The sequence below is a fragment of the Pseudonocardia sp. ICBG1142 genome (assembly GCF_020496255.1).
GTDB lineage: Bacteria > Actinomycetota > Actinomycetes > Mycobacteriales > Pseudonocardiaceae > Pseudonocardia.
Genome location: NZ_JAHLJC010000038.1, coordinates 1 through 15,611 on the forward strand (window position 1 = coordinate 1; position 15,611 = coordinate 15,611).

The 15,611-nt window shown below is 68.2% G+C and carries 14 protein-coding genes, 5 pseudogenes and 1 other annotated feature; of the genes and pseudogenes, 7 read left to right on the forward strand and 12 right to left on the reverse strand.

The annotated features are described in order from the left end of the window. Positions 1-685: 685 nt before the first annotated feature. A complete protein-coding gene (locus KPL59_RS33550) occupies positions 686-1,999 on the reverse strand; it encodes a hypothetical protein (RefSeq protein ID WP_226360826.1) in 1,314 nt (437 codons plus the stop codon). Positions 2,000-2,268: 269 nt separating this feature from the next. Next, positions 2,269-2,496, reverse strand: coding sequence for a Tn3 family transposase (locus KPL59_RS33555; protein WP_308187998.1), 228 nt, complete (start codon positions 2,494-2,496; stop codon positions 2,269-2,271). 85 nt (positions 2,497-2,581) lie between these two features. Between KPL59_RS33555 and KPL59_RS33560 the strand changes: the two genes are divergently transcribed. Together KPL59_RS33560 and KPL59_RS33565 are read left to right on the forward strand one after the other, a co-directional pair. Continuing rightward, positions 2,582-3,846 (forward strand): IS3 family transposase gene (locus KPL59_RS33560; protein ID WP_226363196.1). Its coding sequence is split into 2 segments (ribosomal slippage): positions 2,582-2,933 and positions 2,933-3,846, totalling 1,266 coding nucleotides; the frame shifts between segments, so codons are not numbered across the junction. A 29-nt stretch (positions 3,847-3,875) separates the two neighbouring features. Then, a pseudogene (locus KPL59_RS33565) lies at positions 3,876-5,041 on the forward strand (IS3 family transposase); the annotation flags it as partial. Further along, positions 4,088-4,201 (forward strand) — a sequence feature (AL1L pseudoknot). (Overlaps the previous pseudogene by 114 nt.) Here the strand turns inward: KPL59_RS33565 and KPL59_RS33570 are convergent. From KPL59_RS33570 to KPL59_RS33600, 8 genes and pseudogenes are all read right to left on the reverse strand, one after another. Then, a complete protein-coding gene (locus KPL59_RS33570) occupies positions 4,946-5,845 on the reverse strand; it encodes a site-specific integrase (RefSeq protein ID WP_226363217.1) in 900 nt (299 codons plus the stop codon). The pseudogene KPL59_RS33565 and the gene KPL59_RS33570 sit on opposite strands and share 96 nt — an antisense overlap. 199 nt (positions 5,846-6,044) lie before the next feature. Continuing rightward, positions 6,045-6,927: pseudogene (locus KPL59_RS33575) on the reverse strand (IS481 family transposase); the annotation flags it as partial. A 644-nt stretch (positions 6,928-7,571) separates the two neighbouring features. Then, the gene (locus tag KPL59_RS33580; protein WP_226363218.1) at positions 7,572-8,216 is read right to left on the reverse strand and encodes a DUF1989 domain-containing protein; all 645 of its coding nucleotides are present in this window, start codon (positions 8,214-8,216) and stop codon (positions 7,572-7,574) included. Further along, a complete protein-coding gene (locus tag KPL59_RS33585; RefSeq protein WP_226363219.1) occupies positions 8,213-8,998 on the reverse strand; it encodes an urea amidolyase associated protein UAAP1 in 786 nt (261 codons plus the stop codon). The genes KPL59_RS33580 and KPL59_RS33585 overlap by 4 nt, the downstream gene beginning before the upstream one ends. Positions 8,999-9,273: 275 nt before the next feature. Beyond that, positions 9,274-10,038, reverse strand: coding sequence for a transposase (locus tag KPL59_RS33590; protein ID WP_226359944.1), 765 nt, complete (start codon positions 10,036-10,038; stop codon positions 9,274-9,276). 282 nt (positions 10,039-10,320) lie between these two features. Next, complete coding sequence (locus KPL59_RS38015) at positions 10,321-10,413, reverse strand: ATP-binding protein (protein WP_374111706.1); 93 nt, start codon at positions 10,411-10,413, stop codon at positions 10,321-10,323. Positions 10,414-10,496: 83 nt separating this feature from the next. Next, a pseudogene (locus tag KPL59_RS33595) lies at positions 10,497-11,078 on the reverse strand (ATP-binding protein); the annotation flags it as partial. Next, positions 11,075-11,590, reverse strand: coding sequence for a hypothetical protein (locus KPL59_RS33600; RefSeq protein WP_226363220.1), 516 nt, complete (start codon positions 11,588-11,590; stop codon positions 11,075-11,077). The gene KPL59_RS33600 and the pseudogene KPL59_RS33595, both read right to left, overlap by 4 nt. A gap of 247 nt (positions 11,591-11,837) precedes the next feature. Here KPL59_RS33600 and KPL59_RS38020 point away from each other — a divergent pair, with 247 nt between their 5' ends. The 3 genes and pseudogenes from KPL59_RS38020 to KPL59_RS33610 all read left to right on the forward strand — a co-directional run bounded on the left by KPL59_RS38020 (position 11,838) and on the right by KPL59_RS33610 (position 13,165). Continuing rightward, positions 11,838-12,065, forward strand: a complete 228-nt coding sequence (locus tag KPL59_RS38020) for a transposase (protein WP_374111707.1) — start codon at positions 11,838-11,840, stop codon at positions 12,063-12,065. Next, a pseudogene (locus tag KPL59_RS38025) lies at positions 11,983-12,240 on the forward strand (transposase); the annotation flags it as partial. The gene KPL59_RS38020 and the pseudogene KPL59_RS38025, both read left to right, overlap by 83 nt. A gap of 250 nt (positions 12,241-12,490) precedes the next feature. After that, positions 12,491-13,165, forward strand: a complete 675-nt coding sequence (locus KPL59_RS33610) for a Tn3 family transposase (protein ID WP_226363221.1) — start codon at positions 12,491-12,493, stop codon at positions 13,163-13,165. Here KPL59_RS33610 and KPL59_RS36615 read toward each other — a convergent pair. Further along, positions 13,056-13,331, reverse strand: a pseudogene (locus KPL59_RS36615) (ATP-binding protein); the annotation flags it as partial. The gene KPL59_RS33610 and the pseudogene KPL59_RS36615 overlap by 110 nt on opposite strands. 60 nt (positions 13,332-13,391) lie before the next feature. After that, positions 13,392-13,805, reverse strand: coding sequence for a chromate transporter (locus KPL59_RS33620; RefSeq protein ID WP_226363222.1), 414 nt, complete (start codon positions 13,803-13,805; stop codon positions 13,392-13,394). A gap of 57 nt (positions 13,806-13,862) precedes the next feature. On the opposite strand from KPL59_RS33620, the gene KPL59_RS33625 reads away from it, so the two are divergent. Both KPL59_RS33625 and KPL59_RS33630 read left to right on the forward strand, forming a co-directional pair. Next, positions 13,863-14,474: a recombinase family protein gene (locus KPL59_RS33625; protein ID WP_226363223.1), complete on the forward strand. Its 612-nt coding sequence runs from the start codon at positions 13,863-13,865 to the stop codon at positions 14,472-14,474. Positions 14,475-15,019: 545 nt separating this feature from the next. After that, positions 15,020-15,553 carry a hypothetical protein gene (locus KPL59_RS33630; RefSeq protein ID WP_226363224.1) on the forward strand — a complete coding sequence of 178 codons (534 nt, stop codon included), beginning with the start codon at positions 15,020-15,022 and terminating at the stop codon, positions 15,551-15,553. Positions 15,554-15,611 lie beyond the last annotated feature (58 nt).

The window sequence follows — 15,611 nt, forward strand, 5'->3', positions numbered from 1 at the left end:
CGGGGCGTGGGCGCTGGTGAGGTTTCATGCGGGTCGATCCGCGGCCCAGGCCGTCGAGGGCGCCGAGGATGTCCAGCCAGCGCACGACGGCGCAGGTCGGGCAACGACGCGGGTCGACGTCGGCGGGCACGGGCTGTTCACCGACCCGCCCCCGTCGACGTCGACGGTGACTGCGGCGGGAACGAGGTCCCGTACGCGTGTCTGGGGCAGGTTCAAGACCACGGTGGCGACGACCAGGAAGGCGTCGCGCGGCCGTGGAGCCCGTGGGGCCAACCCCGGGTTGGGCAGGCGGTGATCATCTGGCCTGGGTCAGGGCTGTCGGTACGACCGGTTGCCGGACGCGGCGCGGCTGCGAGAGCGGCGGCGCGGCGGGTCCGGTCTCTGGGCGTGGGAGCAGGTGTCCGCTTCGGCGGTGGGCGCGCGATCGCGCGGACCCGGACCCCCCGTGCTTGGGTGGCTGGGCGGCGGGTAGTGCGGTGAAGAACCCGGTCAGGGTGGGCACTGTGGTCGGTAGTGCCGGTTGCCCGGTCGCGGCGGCGTAGTCACAGAACAGCACCCACTCTCGGCGGTAGCCGGTCCCGGCGGCGTCCCAGGGCGGTTCTGCGGCGGTCAACGGGGGTGGATTCGACGGAAGTGAGCGATCGGTAACTGATCGAAGGCCATCCTCAGGAGCCGGAGTCATCGTTCACAAGCCCAGCCGGGTCACGGCGTTGCCGACGAGGGGGGCGTGGTCGCGGTCGTAGGTCTCGATCATGGCGTCGCTGCTGTGGCGGGTCTGACGGCGTACGGAGCGGTGGTCGGCGCCGTTGCGTCGTGCGGTGGTGACGAACCCGGCGCGCAGCGAGTGGAACCCCATCGGTCCCGGCAGGCCCGCGGCCTCGGCGCGTCGGCGTGCCATGGCGTGCAGGGCGTCGCCGGTCATCGGGGTGTCGGAGAGCGATCCGCCGCGACGGATCGCCCGCAGCAGCGGTGTGTGACCGGCCAGCGCGGGCACGGGAGCTCGGAACGGCTGGGCTGTCCGTTTGGGAGGCTCCGCGGCGCCGGTCTCGATCGGTGAGCAGGCGCCGACGCCGTCAGCGCTGACAGGGGTGGGTTCGGGGTGGCCGAACAGGTGGTCCAGGTCGGGCCAGGATGGGGTGGCCAGGACGTCGCGCATCAGGGCCGGGCGACCGTTCGGAGCGGCGGCGAGCAGCCCCATCCAGCGCAGCACCGCGCACGGCGGGCAGGTACCCGCCCGGGCGCCGTAGGGCAGCACAACGGTGGCGCCACGCCCGGTCTGGTCGGTCTTGGACCGGGCGATGCGCACGTGCAGCCCGTCGACCGGGTGGAAGGACACGTCGGCGACGGTGAGGGCGGCGAGCTCGCTGCGGCGCAGCGCTCCGGTGAACCCGATCAGCAGCACGGCGGCGTCGCGGGCGCCGATCAACCCGGCCGGCCACGTCCCGAACTCCATGTCCGCGAGCACGGTGCGCAGGTCCTCCAGCAGGAGCGGGCGCATCTGATGTGTGGCGTGGGCCCGGGCCCGCTTGATGCCGGTCAGCACCGCCCCGACCGCCGGGTCCCGGGTCGGGGACCGGTGGCCGGCGTCGTGGTGGACAGCGGCGATCGCGGCCAGACGCCGGCCCATCGTGGCCGGGGAGAACACCGCCTCCCCGCCCGGGGTGCGGGTGGCCTCGAGGTCGGCCAGGTAGAGCCGCACGGTGTCCACCGCCGCCGGCAGGGACTCCAGCCCCGCTGCGGCGCACCAGCGGGCGAAGTGCGCCCAGTCCCCCGCGTAGGCGAGCCGGGTGCGCGGAGCCCGCGCGGCGACCGCGTGGGCGTCGGCGCAGGCGGCCAGCGCCGCGAGGGAGGCCGCCCGGGCCGCGGCGGCCGCGACCCCGCCGGGCAGCACCGCGGTATCGAGCTCAGTGTCGGGCCGGGGGTCGGGCTCGGTCGAGGCGCCCGCAACAGGGCCCAGTTCGCCGCCCGGGCGGGCGTCGACGGCCTTCTCCCCGCTCATCCGGGCCCCTTCCCTGGACATGGACCTGCGCCCGCGTCCGCGGGATAGGTCAGATAACGCAAGATTATCGCGTGTCTCAGCCGCATCGGTGGAAGCGACCACGACTTGTTCGATGGCGATGGTCATGGGTGGTGTTCACGAACAACGACAGTGGGTCTGACCAGCGGTGATCGCGGTGAGCGCAGTGTGGCGGGGGTGGTGTGGCAGCAGCCGGATGAGTGAGGCCGGCTCGATGACGCAGAGTCGCGGCGAGAGGGACGGAAAGCTGTTCAGAACAGGGTGTCGCGCACTCGTAGTGGCCGGTATCCGGTGGGGCCGAGCTGGGCGAGCTCGCCTTCGATGTCGACCTCGATGGCGCCGAAGAAGTTGATGTTCTCCGAGTGGGCCGGGGAGATGTGGGCCAGGACCTCGTCGTCGATCCGGCGTCCGGCCGCGCGCATCTGCTCGACGGCCAGGCCGTAGTACTCGGTCGTCCACGTGACCACGGCGTTGGTCACGAGCGTGAGGCCCCATGGGGCTTGACCCCGGATCTTGGACACGCTGAATCCAGCACTGCTGGGGAAGCGAGATGATCCAGCGATCATGGCCAGGAAGAGTTTCACCGACGAGTTCCGTCGGCAGGCTGTTGATCTGTATGAGTCCATCCCGGGTGCCACGGTCCGTGGTATCGCCGACGACCTGGGTATCGCGCGGGGCACGTTGCGGGACTGGCTCACGATCCACGGCACGGGGAACAAGACCGCAGCTGATGGCAGTAGCTGCCCCAGCCCGGTACAGACCATGCGCACCACGCCGGGGTCGGGCTTGGACGGGGAGGAACCACCGGGGCAGAAGATCGCCCGTCTCGAGGCTCGGGTCCGTGAACTCGAGATCAGCGAGAAGAAGCTGACTGCCGAGCGGGAGATCCTGCAGCGGGCGGCCAAGTATTTCGCGGGGGAGACGCGCTGGTGACCCGCTTCCAGTCCGTCGCTGACCACCGGCACACCTTCGAGGTGAAGCGGTTGTGCGAGCTCGTGCACGTCTCGAGGTCGTCGTTCTACGCCTGGTTGGCGGCCGCTCCGGCCCGGGCGCGTCGGGCCGCCCGTGATGCGGTGTTGGTGGCGCGGATCCGGACGATCCATGACGCCGAGAACACCATCGGTGCACCGCGGGCCACGACCGAGCTCAACGACGGCGCCGCAGCCGGGGACAGGGTCAACCACAAACGCGTCGCGCGGGTGATGCGTGCGGCCGGGATCGCCGGCTACCGCAGCCGGCGCCGGGTGCACACCACGATCGTCGAGCAGTCCCGGCAGACGGTGCCCGACCTGCTCAGGCGGGATTTCACCGCCCCAGCACCGAACCAGGTCTACGTCGGTGACATCACCTACCTGCCCCTCGCAGGCGGGACGAACCTGTATCTGGCCACGGTGATCGACTGCTGCTCCCGCAAACTCGCCGGCTGGGCCCTCGCTGATCACATGCGCACCGACCTGGTCAGCGACGCACTCCACGCCGCGGAACGGGCCCGTGGGTCGCTACGCGGGGCGGTCTTCCACAGCGACCACGGAGCGGTCTACACCTCGAGTGCCTACGCCGAACTCTGCGACCGGCTCGGAGTGACCCGTTCCATGGACGCGGTCGGATCGTCGGCGGACAACGCCCTGGCCGAGTCGTTCAACGCCACCGTCAAACGCGAGGTCCTCCAGGACAGCACCTGCTGGCCCGACGCGGCCACCTGCCGACGGCAGGTCTTCAGGTGGCTGACCCGCTACAACACCCGACGACGACACTCCTACTGCCGGCACCTGTCCCCGAACACCTACGAACAGACACTCCCGGCTACCGTCACAGCCACAGCCGCGTAATCCGACACCGTGTCCAAGATCCGGGATCAAGGCCCGAGCTCGGCACGACGCGGGGGACGATCGCGCGAGTCGCGGACCAGATCGGTTGCGGGGTGGAGTCGCTACGGACCTGGGTCAAGCAGGCCGATATCGACGAGGGTGTCGAACCGGGTGTGACCACGGCCGAGGTGACGCGGATCCGTGAGCTTGAGCAGGAGAACCGTGAGTTGCGGCGGGCGAATGACCTGTTGAAGCGGGCCTCGGCTTTTTTCGCGGCGGAGCTCGACCGTCCCTTGAAGTGATCGTCGCGGTCGTCGACGACAACCGCGACGAGTTCGGAGTCGAGTTCATCTGCACGCACATGCAGGTGGCTCCGAGCAGCTACTACGCGGCGAAGAAGCGGCAGCGCACGCCGTCGGCCCGCGCGGGCGGTGACGCGCTGATGCTGTCGATCCTGCTCGCGTTGTGGGTCGCGAACCGGAAGGTCTACGGCGCTCACAAGCTCTGGAAGGCCGCTCGCCGCGCCGGGTATGACATCGGCCGCGACCAGGTCGCCCGGCTCATGCGTGAGCTCGGAATCCAGGGCGTGTCCCGGGCGCGGAAGAAGGTACTCACCACCCGGGCTGACCTTGACTCGGTCCGGGCGCCGGACCTGGTGAACCGGCACTTCACCCTCGACCGTCCGGATGCCCTGTGGGTGACTGACCTGACCTATGTGCCGACCCGGTCAGGCATGACTTATGTGTGCTTCATCGTTGACGCGTTCAGCCGGCGCATCGTCGGCTGGCGGGCAGCGGCGAACATGAAGACCGAGATGGTCCTCGACGCGCTGGAGATGGCCCGGGCAGCGCGGGGCGGGCAGCGGCTGATCGGCCTGGTGACGCACTCGGACGCGGGCGTCCAGTTCACGTCGGTGCGTTTCACCGAACGGCTTGCCGAGATCGGCGCCCGGCCCTCGATCGGCACGGTCGCGGACTCCTATGACAACGCTCTGGCCGAGACGACCAACGGCCTCTACAAGACCGAATGTGTCTACGGCCCCGACACGAACGGCTGGGACGACGTCGGCGAGCTCGAACTCGCCACCCTGTCCTGGGTGCACTGGTTCAACGAAGCCCGGCTACACAGCCACTGCGGCGACACCACCCCAGCGGAGTACGAAGCAGCGTTCTACGCTGCACAACAGACCGACCCCACCAGGGTCGGAATCCAATAGACCGAGCCTCCAACGAACCCAGTGCGGTTCAATGGTGTCCATGGAGCAGTGTCGGGTCTGGTGGGCGATGGCGCGGTCGGTGGCGCCGCGGAGGTGGGCGTAGGTGACGAACCCTGCTCGGAGGCTGTGGGCGCTGTAGGGGCCGCCGGGCAGTCCGGCGCGGGTGGTGGCGCCCTGGATGAGGTTGTTGATCGACTCGGGGTGTAGGGGTTGGTCGTGGACGCGGTTGCCGGTGGAGACCTTGCGCAGGATCGGCCCGGTGGTGATCCCGGCGAGGTCGAGCCAGGTGTCGAGGGCGGTGAGCGGGCAGTGGTCGGGGTGTTCGGCGCGGGGTAGGCCGATGAGTTCTGCCTGGTCGCCGGTCTGGTTGGTCTTCGAGCGGTGCAGGGTCAGGACGCGGCCGCGGCGTCCGCTGCGCAGTTCGTGTTCGGGGCCGAGCTGTTCGACGGTGAGCGCGGCGAGCTCGGCGCGACGGAGGGCGCCCCAGAATCCGAGGAGCAGCAGGGCCCGGTCGCGGGCGCCGGCCAGTGACGGTTCGCCGGGGCGGTTCTTCCAGGTGCGGGTGGTCGGGCAGGCGGCGACGGCCTGGTCGAGCAGTGGCGGCATGAGGGGGGCGGCCTGACTGGGTGGGGCGCCGTGGCTGCGGCGGATGCCTTCCCAAACGGCGGTCACACGGGCGGTGACGGCGGGATCGGGCAGGTCCGCGGCGCGGTGCGCGGCGCGGATCCCGGACAAGTGCTTGGCGATGGTGCGGACCTTCGCCCCGGTCTGGGCGAGCGCGACCAGGTAGGCCGACACCGTCACCGGCGCAGCGGGCAGCGGCGTCAGGTCGTGGTCGGTGCAGAACGCGGTGAAGCCGGTCCAGACCCGAGCGGTAGCCGCGGCGGGTGTTGTGCGCGCGGGCCGCGGCGACGTAGGCGGCCTCGTCCGGCGACAGCGGAGCGTCGACCGCGGCCGAGGCGTCCGGGGCGGCGTCGAGCTCGGCGTGCGGCACCGCCGGAGCCTAGCTGTGATGTCCAGGGAGGTTGGTCAGTCTGGTGACCGGTGGCTGGCCGCCGATGGCGGAGTGGGCGCGGTGGTGATTGTAGAAGTGCATCCAGCCGGGTAGGGCGTCGTTGCGTTGGCGGGTCGACTCATAGAGTCGGGCGTAGGCCCAGCCGTCGGCCAGGGCCCGATGGAATCTTTCGATCTTGCCGTTGGTCTGCGGGCGGTAGGGGCCGGTTCGCTTGTGAGTGATGGCGAGCTCGGCGCAGGCGTCGCGCCAGGCGTAGGACTTGTAGGCCGACCCGTTGTCGGACAGGACCCGCTTCGACGGTGACGCCGCGTTCGGCGAACCAGGCGACCGCGCGTTCGAGCACGCCGATCGCGGTCGCCGCTTTCTCATCGGCGCAGATCTCGGCGTAGGCGGTGCGGGAGTGGTCGTCGATCACGGTGTGGACGAACGCGGTCCCGATGGCCGGGCGGTAGTACTTGCCTCGTTGCCCGGTGCGCCGAGCGGTGGCCGCCTGGTTGCGGAGGCCTTGCTGTCTTCCCAGGTAACGCCAGCCCCCGCCGTCGGGGATGTTGGCGAACTTGGTGACGTCGAGGTGGATCAGCGAGCCGGGATGGGGGTGCTCGTAGCGGCGCAGCGGCTCCCCGGTGACCCGGTCGATGCGGGAGAGCCGGTTGATCCGACAGCGGGTCAGGACCGCGTGCACGGTCGAGGCGGCCATGCCCAGGTGTCCGGCGATCTGGATCGGGCCCAGCCGGTGCCGCCAGCGCAGACGCACGATCCGCCATGCCACACGAGCACTGGTCCTGCTCGGCGAGGACTGCGGCCGTGAGCTGCGGTCGACCATCCCCGCCGGCCCCTCGGCCCGGTAGCGGTCGGACCACTTCGACACTGAGCCTTTCCCAACCTGTTTGTGCTGGTCAGGTGGGATCGGAGCGGAGGAGCTGGGGCGCGATATCGCGTTGAACCCGTCTTCGCCGCTGGTGTGGGGGCCGTTCAGCGCTTCAGTGCGGCGTTGACCTGCTCCTGGGGAGGGATCGGCTGCTGGGTGCCGCGGCGGCGACCTTCTGGGGCGGCGCCAGGGGCCATCGCTACGGGCTTCGGGCCCTCCCACCAGGGAAAACAGGTTGGGAAAGGCTCACTGTCCGTGGCGAGACCATGAACATCTTCGCGGCCGCGGTGTGGGCCCAGCCGTGATCGACGACGAGTTGAGCGAGCCGCAGCCGGGCGCGCGGGGTCAGAACGGCGTTAGCGTGGGGACACGGAGGCCTCCGATGGATGAAGCGGTTCCTAGACAGCTCCACTTCACAACCGGAGGCCTTCGTCTGTCAGACAGACTCACCGATCCCGGGCGGTACAACCTCCCTGGACATCACACCTAGATCGGGTCGTGCGGCAGCCCTCACACACCACGTCACTAGATTTGACCTGAGCTGAAAGAAGGGACTCGTCCAGCCCTGACGGAGCGCTATGAGAGTGCTATGGTTGCGCTATGAGTCAAGAGATACGGCAATCGGAACTGCGCAACGACAACGAGGCTTATTCAGGGCCGCCTGGCGGGCTACCTCGCTGCGGTCCCGACCTGGAGAAACACCGCACTTCATGATCACCCTGAATAAGCCTCAAGGTGTCGATCTCGGCGCGCAGGGCGACCCGCTTACCCGGCCCAGACACCCCGTCGACGATGCCCAGCGCGCCGTCCGGATCGACCGGAACATTCATGAACCAGTTGATGTTGCTGGACAGGTCTCGCGCTGACAGCCCATACCGGGCGCCCTCCAATAGGAAGTTCTTCATACACCCGTGCTGCGCACGAGTATGCTGGCCGTAGCGGAGTGTGTTGGACTCTTTCGAGCAGGCCCCGCCAAGCGTGTCGTGCACGCCGACCTCGTCGGTGAGCACGGTCATCAACGCGACCCCGGTGTCGGCCCGCAGCACCGATCCGGTGGTGAGCCCGATTCGACCCTGGCTCCGGATCGTCTCCGGGGCCGAGTACCGCACGGCGGTGTCGGTCGAGGAGTAGAGCAAGCAGTCGACTGCTTGGTTCCCAGCGAGGTCGACGATGGTCAGCACGTCATCTGCCGTGACGATGGCGGACCAGGCCGCGCGGGCCGCGACGAGTTCGTCACGCAGCACCGTCCCGGGGATAAGTGCGGTGGGCGTGATGGTCACGGTGGTGCTCACAAGAGATTCCTCCCGAGGAGATCGGCGTCGGTATTGGCCACGGCCTGGCGGTGCTCGGGCCCGAGCGAACCGATAAGATCCCCCGCCGCGAGTCGAGCGAGCTCGTTCGGCGCAGGCCAGGCTCGGATCTCCAGCGCCGAACAGGTGAAGGCAGGCCGCGGGTCGAGTGGGTGTGCAGTATTGGCGATCAAGACGATCACGTCGACATGCAGCAGCAGGTCCACTACGGTCCCTGCCCCAGCGGATCCGATCCACTGCAGAGTCCCGTCCCCTTCGACGCGTACACCCTGGAAGAAGGACACCGATGGCGGTAAATCCCGCACCCCCAGACCGTGTTTGAGCGCACCGAGCTTGAGAAGCTCGCGACCAGCTGGGCTGTCGGACTCAGGTGCTCCGGCGCCGTAGCGTGTCTCGTTACCCGCCCGGGTCGTGGTCCCCACCAGCGCGTCGTGCGCTCCCGAGGTATCGCCGACGACGGTGGCTAGCACCCGACCGAAGCCGCTGAGCAGTGGATGACCGGTAGTGAGATAAGCCTGCCACGGGATCTTGACCGTGTCAGCAACGTTGAGCCGCTCATACGTGGCATCCGCACGGTGCAGCAGTAGATGAGCGCAGGCATCGCCGTCAGAGTCGCCGAGCCGGAGCCGAGTCCCTCGAGCCAGGACCGTTGTGGTGTAGCCGCCCGCTGCGACCGTCTCGGCGAACGTGATCCCCTCAACAGGAACGTCATCGGCCAGTGCACCTACAAGCCGCGGCACCTCGGCAGGCGGGACATGACGCATGAACCGGGTGCTCCGGCCATGCTGAGCGCGGGCATGCTCACGAGCCCCAGCAGTAGTAGAGGTACTGGACCGGGCCCCGAACGACCTGGCCAGAACAGAACGCTCGCCCACAGAGCCCTCCAGCGATCTCGATGACCCCGCTGAAGCGAGGCAGCAACCTCTCGTCAGCGTCGCGGCTGAGCCCCCCTCTAGGGCTACCTGTCTGTTACTAACTCTCACAACAGAGTTACATTCGCCGCTCAAAAAAGTCGGCCAGGAGGCTTATTCAGGCTCCGTCAGGTAAGTGTGTAGAAGATGAGTCCGATGACTGCCGAGATTGTCGTTTTAAATGTGGCGTAGGGCCGCCGGTAGTCTGTGTGGAGAACTTTCCACGTTTTGATATGGGCGATGACTCGTTCGATGGTGGCGCGTGTGTGGTTGAGGCTCTTGTTGAATGTTTTTTGCCAGTCGAGAAGTTCCCGGCCGGGTGGTTTTTTGAACGGGGTGAGCATGCCGCGCCCGATGTATCCTTTATCGCCGATCGGGGGGTATGTGGCGAGGTGGTCGAGGGCGCCGGATTGGTCGAGGCAATATAGGTCGTGTCGGGAGCCTGGGGTCGGGTCGGAGATCCACGACAGCTGCCCTTCCAGGGTGGCTGCGACCTGGACGACGACGCCGGTGGTGCGATGCTTGCCCGACCACAGACCCGGCACCGCGGCCCATGACCAGCAGGGCAGCAAGGTTCCATCGATGATGTACTGCCGATCGGCACGAAGCTCCTCTGCCGTCGGAACGACACTCCGCAGCGCCTGTGCCAGCAACGGTGTCACCCCCGTGATCGCTCGACTAACCGTCGACTGCGACACCCCATAGGTTTCCGCCAACTCCCACTGCACACGATTCCCGCGCAGATACGCCAACGTGATCACCACCGACCAGAACAACCCCAGAACCGGCGGCCAAGACAAACGTGCCTCCGTCGCGTCCCGCTGATCCTGCTCATACACTATAGCGACAAGATCCTGAATTTCATCACGCCGGAAACCAGTGGTATAGTACATACTGCGGCAGCCCGTTCATCTCGGATTGATTCGGCAAACCAATATTCGCGATGGACGGGCTGTCGCCCAACCCGACACGCCGGGCTAGATCGTTATTTCACGGGGCCTGAATAAGCCTCCAGGTAACGAGCAGGTCTCGTCGGATGTCAATGGCCAGTTCGCTCTCCCGGTTGGCGGCCAGGAGTTTTCCCCGCTGGTGGCTAGATGGTTCTCCCCGGCGGCGGCCCCGCCTTGGGTCGTGCGTGCTCAGTTCAAGGCGGTGACTCCCTTACCGGAGGTGGCTTAGGCGAGCCGGTAGCTGTCACCGTCAGTGACGACGATGTGGGCATGGTGCAGGAGTCTGTCGACGGTGGCGGTGGCCAGGGTCTTGGGCACGATCTCGTCGAACCCCGACGGTGCAGGTTGCTCGAGACGGCGAGGGAACGCCGTTCGTAGGCGGCGTCGACGAGCCGGTAGAAGCCCTCGGCGGCGTCCGGGCTGACCGGGAGCAGGCCGATGTCGTCGATGATGATCAGGTCGGTGCGGATCAGCTGGGTCAGGGCGCGGGTGATCGAGTCGTCGGCGCGGTGGCGGCGCACGAGTGCGCCGAGGTCTTCGATCCTGAACCAGGCCGCGGTCAACCCGGCCTCGACCGCGGACTGCCCCCGTACTTCGCAGAAGTGGCTCTTCCCGGTCCCGGACGGGCCGCAGACACAGAGGTTCTCTCGGCGCCCGACCCATTCCAGGCTGGTCAGGGCTTCCTGAGTGGACCGGGGGATACAGGACGCGGCGGCGTCCCAATCGCTGAGAATCTTCCCGGCGGGGAACCCGGCCCGCTGCCGGCAGGTGCGCAGGTCCGTGGCGTCGCGGCTGGCGATTTCCTCTGCAAGCAGGACCCGGACGAGCTCGGCGTGGTCCCAGCGCTGCGCGCGTGCGGTCGGGACGAGCTCGAGGAGATGACGACGGATGTGGGGCAGCTTCAACCTGCGGGTCAGCTCGACGGCCTCGGCGAGTGGGTCCCCGCTCGACGCCGACACCGGCCCGGGGCTCGCCGCGCTCATGAGGGGTCTCCTGCCGGGTCGAGCCCGGCCTGCCCGGCACCGAGTTCGGGCTCGGGGGCCGCGGTGATGCCGAACCCGGACCAGGCTGTCGTGCCGGGTTGCAGGCTGTGATTCTCACTCGACCTCGCCGGGCGGGTGCAGCTTGGCCAGCGCGACAGCCTCGGCCATCTTGCGCCGCCCCCCCCGCCCCCGAGCCAGCCGCTTCGACCAGCCAAGGACGTGGCGCCCGGTCCGAGGGCGAGGAACTCGGCTTCGGTGGCGCTGCCCGCCCGCGGCGCGCGTTCACCGGCTGCGTCCGCGGCGGCGGTGGGTGGCAGATAGTGCTCGGCCTGGATCGTCGTCGTCCCCGGCCCCGAGCGGGCGTGGTGGGCGACCTCGGCCGGGCCGTGCTCACCGACCGCGGTGATGACCAGGTCGGTGATGACCAGGTCGTTGCCGTGGAACCGGACCCAGACCCGAGTGTCGACCAGCTGATGCGGCACCGAGTAGCGCCCCGTTATCTTCTTGATCAAGCCCGGTGTGGGCTTGCAGGCCGCCGGTCGCGGTATGACTCGTTGCCCCTGTCGTTCGATGATCTGGGGGTGTTGTCACCGTGGTCGGAGGGCGCCAACGACCGCTGGTAGAGACCTGACCCGCGTGGTCTGCTCGTAACGTGGCTGCCAGCGCGGGTGTCCAGGCTGGTCTGCCACGACGACGGAAGAGCGCCGGTTGTCCGAGGAGATCGAAGCGGTGCCGTTCGCAGTGTTCTGCGGGCTGGACGTGGGCAAGTCCGAACACCACGTCTGCGCGCTCGACACTGCGGGCAAGCGGGTGCACGACAAGGCCCTGCCCAACGACGAAACTGCGCTGCGCACCGTGTTCACCGCGCTCGACCGCGCTCGCCGAGCACGGTCGGGTGCTGACGGTGGTCGATCAACCGGCCTCGATCGGCGCGCCGGCCGTCGCGGTCGCCCGCAGCCTGGGTATCGACGTAGCCCACCTTCCTGAGCTGGTGATGCGCCGGATCGTCGACCTGCACCCGGGACAGGGCAAGACCGACGCCCGCGATGCTCACGTCATCGCCGAGGCCGCGCGCAGCATGCCGCACACCCTGCGCCGGGTCGGCACCGACGACGAAACCCTGGCCGAACTCACCGTGCTCGCCGGCTACGACGACGACCTCGCCGGACAAGCCACCCGGCTGACCAACCGGCTGCGCGACGCCCTGCTGCACATCCACCCCGCCCTGGAACGCCTGCTCGGCCCCCGGCTCGACCGCGGCGGCGGGCTCGACCTGCTCGCGGCCGCGCCCGCCCCGCAGGCGCTGCGTGAGCTCGGCGCCGACGGGATCGCCGAGACGATGCGGTCCCGATCGCCCAGACTGGCCCGCAGCCTGCCCGCGCAGATCCTGGCCGCCCTCGACTCCCAGACACGTGGTCGCCGGCACGGCCGCCTTCGCCCGCGTCATCAGCGGAGTCGCCGCGCAGCTGCGCGAGGTCCACACCGAACGCGACCAACTCGCCACCGAGTTCGAGGCCCGCCTGGAGGCCCATCCACTTGGGCCGGTCCTGACCACGATGCCCGGACTCGGAGTTAGGACCGCCATCAAGATCCTCACCATCGTCGGCGACGGCAGCGCGTTCCCCACCGCCGCACACCTGGCCGCCTACGCCGGACTCGCACCCGTCACCCGTCGATCCGCCTCGCACCCCACCTACCAGGCGATGCTGGAGCTGGGCCGGGCTCAGAAGTCGCTGTTCGTGGCCCGGTACCTGCGTTCCCGGGAACTTCAGCGGGAGATCAACTCCGGGCTCAACGTCGTCGAGTCCTGGAATCGGGCGAACTCCGTGATTGCCTATGGCAAGGGCGGCGGGCTGGCCACGAACCGGCGCGACGAGCAGGAGATGATCGTGGCCTGCCTGCGGATCCTGCAGGCGGCGCTGGTGTACGTGAACACCCTGATGCTCCAGGACGTCCTCGACGACCCCGCCTGGACCCTCACCGGGGACGCCGACCGGCGCGGGCTGTCCCCGCTGTTCTGGTCCCACGTGCTGGTCTACGGCCAGGTCCACCTCGACATGACCGCCCGGCTGCACCTGCGCACCTGACGCAGCGCACCTGGCGGAGCGTCGACCGGCCGCCGGCCAGCTGGGTGCCGATCTCGAGGATGTCCCCGGCGAAAGTGAGCCGGTCGATGATCGCCGCGCAGAGCCGGGGGTCAGTGAAGGTGCGGGTCCAGCCGGAGAACGGCTGGTTCGACGCGATCGTCGCGGCGGTCGAGTCCCACCACCTCGGAAGGTCCGTCGGACGACAGTGCGCCGGTCGGTGGGTGCGTCAGGTGATCGGGAGTCCAGCCAGTCTGGCAAAGAGACCGAGGATCGCGCAGACGCCGAGGACGCGCAGCACCGACCAGCGGGCGGCGAACAGCAGCAGGGCGCCGAGCGCGGCGATCGCAAGCGGGACGGGCCGCAGCGATGCCAGGTCGGGCAGGTGCAGCGCGAGGGGGCCGTTGTCGATGGTGACGGTGCGGGCGAACAGGGTGGACGCGGCGAAGAACACGGCCAGGTTGGCGATCACGCCGACCACGGCGGCGGTGATCCCGGTCAGCGCCCCGGCGAGGTTGCGGTTGTTGCGCAGGCGTTCGATGTAGGGGCCGCCGAGGAAACGGGTGTCCGTTCGGGGAACCCCTACCGGGCACTCCCGATCATGACGGCCCGGCTTCGGCGAGCTGCGCTGATCGTGTCTCAATAGACCCGTCCGATGACTTGTCCGGTGAGCCCCGGCTATCCGTTACAGCCCCGGGCTGTGTCCGGGACCCGGGTCGGTTACGCGCGCTGCTCCACCGACGAGCAGGACCTCACCGCCCAGCGCGAGGCGCTGCTCGCGCTCCGCGTGGATCCGGATCGGCTCTACCTCGACCACGGGCTGACCGGCACCACCCGCGCCCGCCCCGGGCTCGACCAGGCCCTGGCCGCGGTCCGCGCCGGCGACACCCTGGTCGTGCCCAAGCTCGACCGGCTCGCCTGCTCGATGCCCGACGCCCGCGCGATCGGCGACGACCTCGTCGCCCGCGGAGTGGCGCTGTCGCTCGGGGCAAGCGTGTACGACCCGGGCGATCCGATGGGCAAGATGTTCTTCAACGTCCTGGCCACGTTCGCCGAGTTCGAGGTGGACCTGCTGCGGATACGCACCCGCGAGGGCATGGCCGTCGCCCGCGCCAAAGGACGTCTCAAAGGTCGCGCCCCGAAGCTGTCGGTGCGCCAGCAGCGGGAGCTGGTCCGGATGCACGCCACCGGCGACTACACGATCACCGAGCTGTTCACCGTGTCGCGGCCGACGGTGTACCGCGTCCTGGAGCGCAACGCTCCTGCAGGAACGTCAGATCTCGCGGCATCCGGCACCAACAGATCACCCTGAGTTACCTTGCCCCTGGTGACACGTTCCTTAACGGCTTCATGTAGATCATCTCCGGGGGTTGGAGCCTGGGGACTCTCGGGCCACCGGAGGTGCCGGACGCGCGGTTGACGCGGGTCGTGGAGGGGCCGAGCGCGGCTTTGAAGTGGCTGGAAGCGACTGTGAATCGGCGTTGATGGAGTTCTGGAGCAGAGGGTCTGCGGGTTTACTGGTGGTGGAGTGCTGCTGTGTCGGGCGCCAGCCCGACACAGCAGCTGGGTGGCCGCGGAGCGGCCATGATCGTCAGTACGTAGTTCCATGCTTTGAGAAGAGGAAGGTCAAGGTCGACAGACTGTGGCGCGGGTGGGTGGTTTAAGTTGCTTTGAGGCTTATTCAGGGCCGCCTGGCGGGCTACCTCGCTGCGGTCCCGACCTGGAGAAACACCGCACTTCATGATCACTCTGAATAAGCCTCTTTGGGTGTATCTGTCCGTAGTGGCTGAGTGTGTTCACGTGATTACACCGGAGGATGCTTCTTGACCAACGGGGGGGGCGTGTTCGGATGCGGTCATGAGAACGAAGAAGTTCGCATCCGCGTCCCGTGTCATTGAGACTGTGTTGGTCGTGGCTGTTGCGATGGGGTCGGCTACGGGGATTGCTGCGGCCGAGACTTCGCCCGCGTCTGCGGTTCCGGCGACTAGTCGTCATTCTCTGACGGTCGTTTCAGACCAGGAGCAGGACAAGGTGGAGGGGTTGACGCTGTTTCTCGAGCGCGTCAGTTCGGTCCCTGATTCAGTCCTTCTTCAGGGAGACTCTGCTACGCAGGACTGGTTGAGGGCGCATTATCCTGATGTTGGAAACCAGTCTCGCGCCAGTGTTATTGGCTGCGTGGGGGCTATTGGCGTTGCGGTCGGTGGGGTTCCAGTTCCTGCTGCGAAGATCTTGAAGATTAAGAAATTGGTCGCGCAGCTGGGGGGAATCAAGGAGGCTGTTCAGATTTTCTGGGGTGCGAGCTTCGCGTGGGAGAAGATTCAGGCCATCGGCGGTCCGGTAGCCGCTCTGGGGGCAGAGCTGCTTGGAATTACCGCGGTGCGTACTCAGTGAGGCTTATTCAGGCCCCGTGAAATAACGATCTAGCCCGGCGTGTCGGGTTGGGCGACAG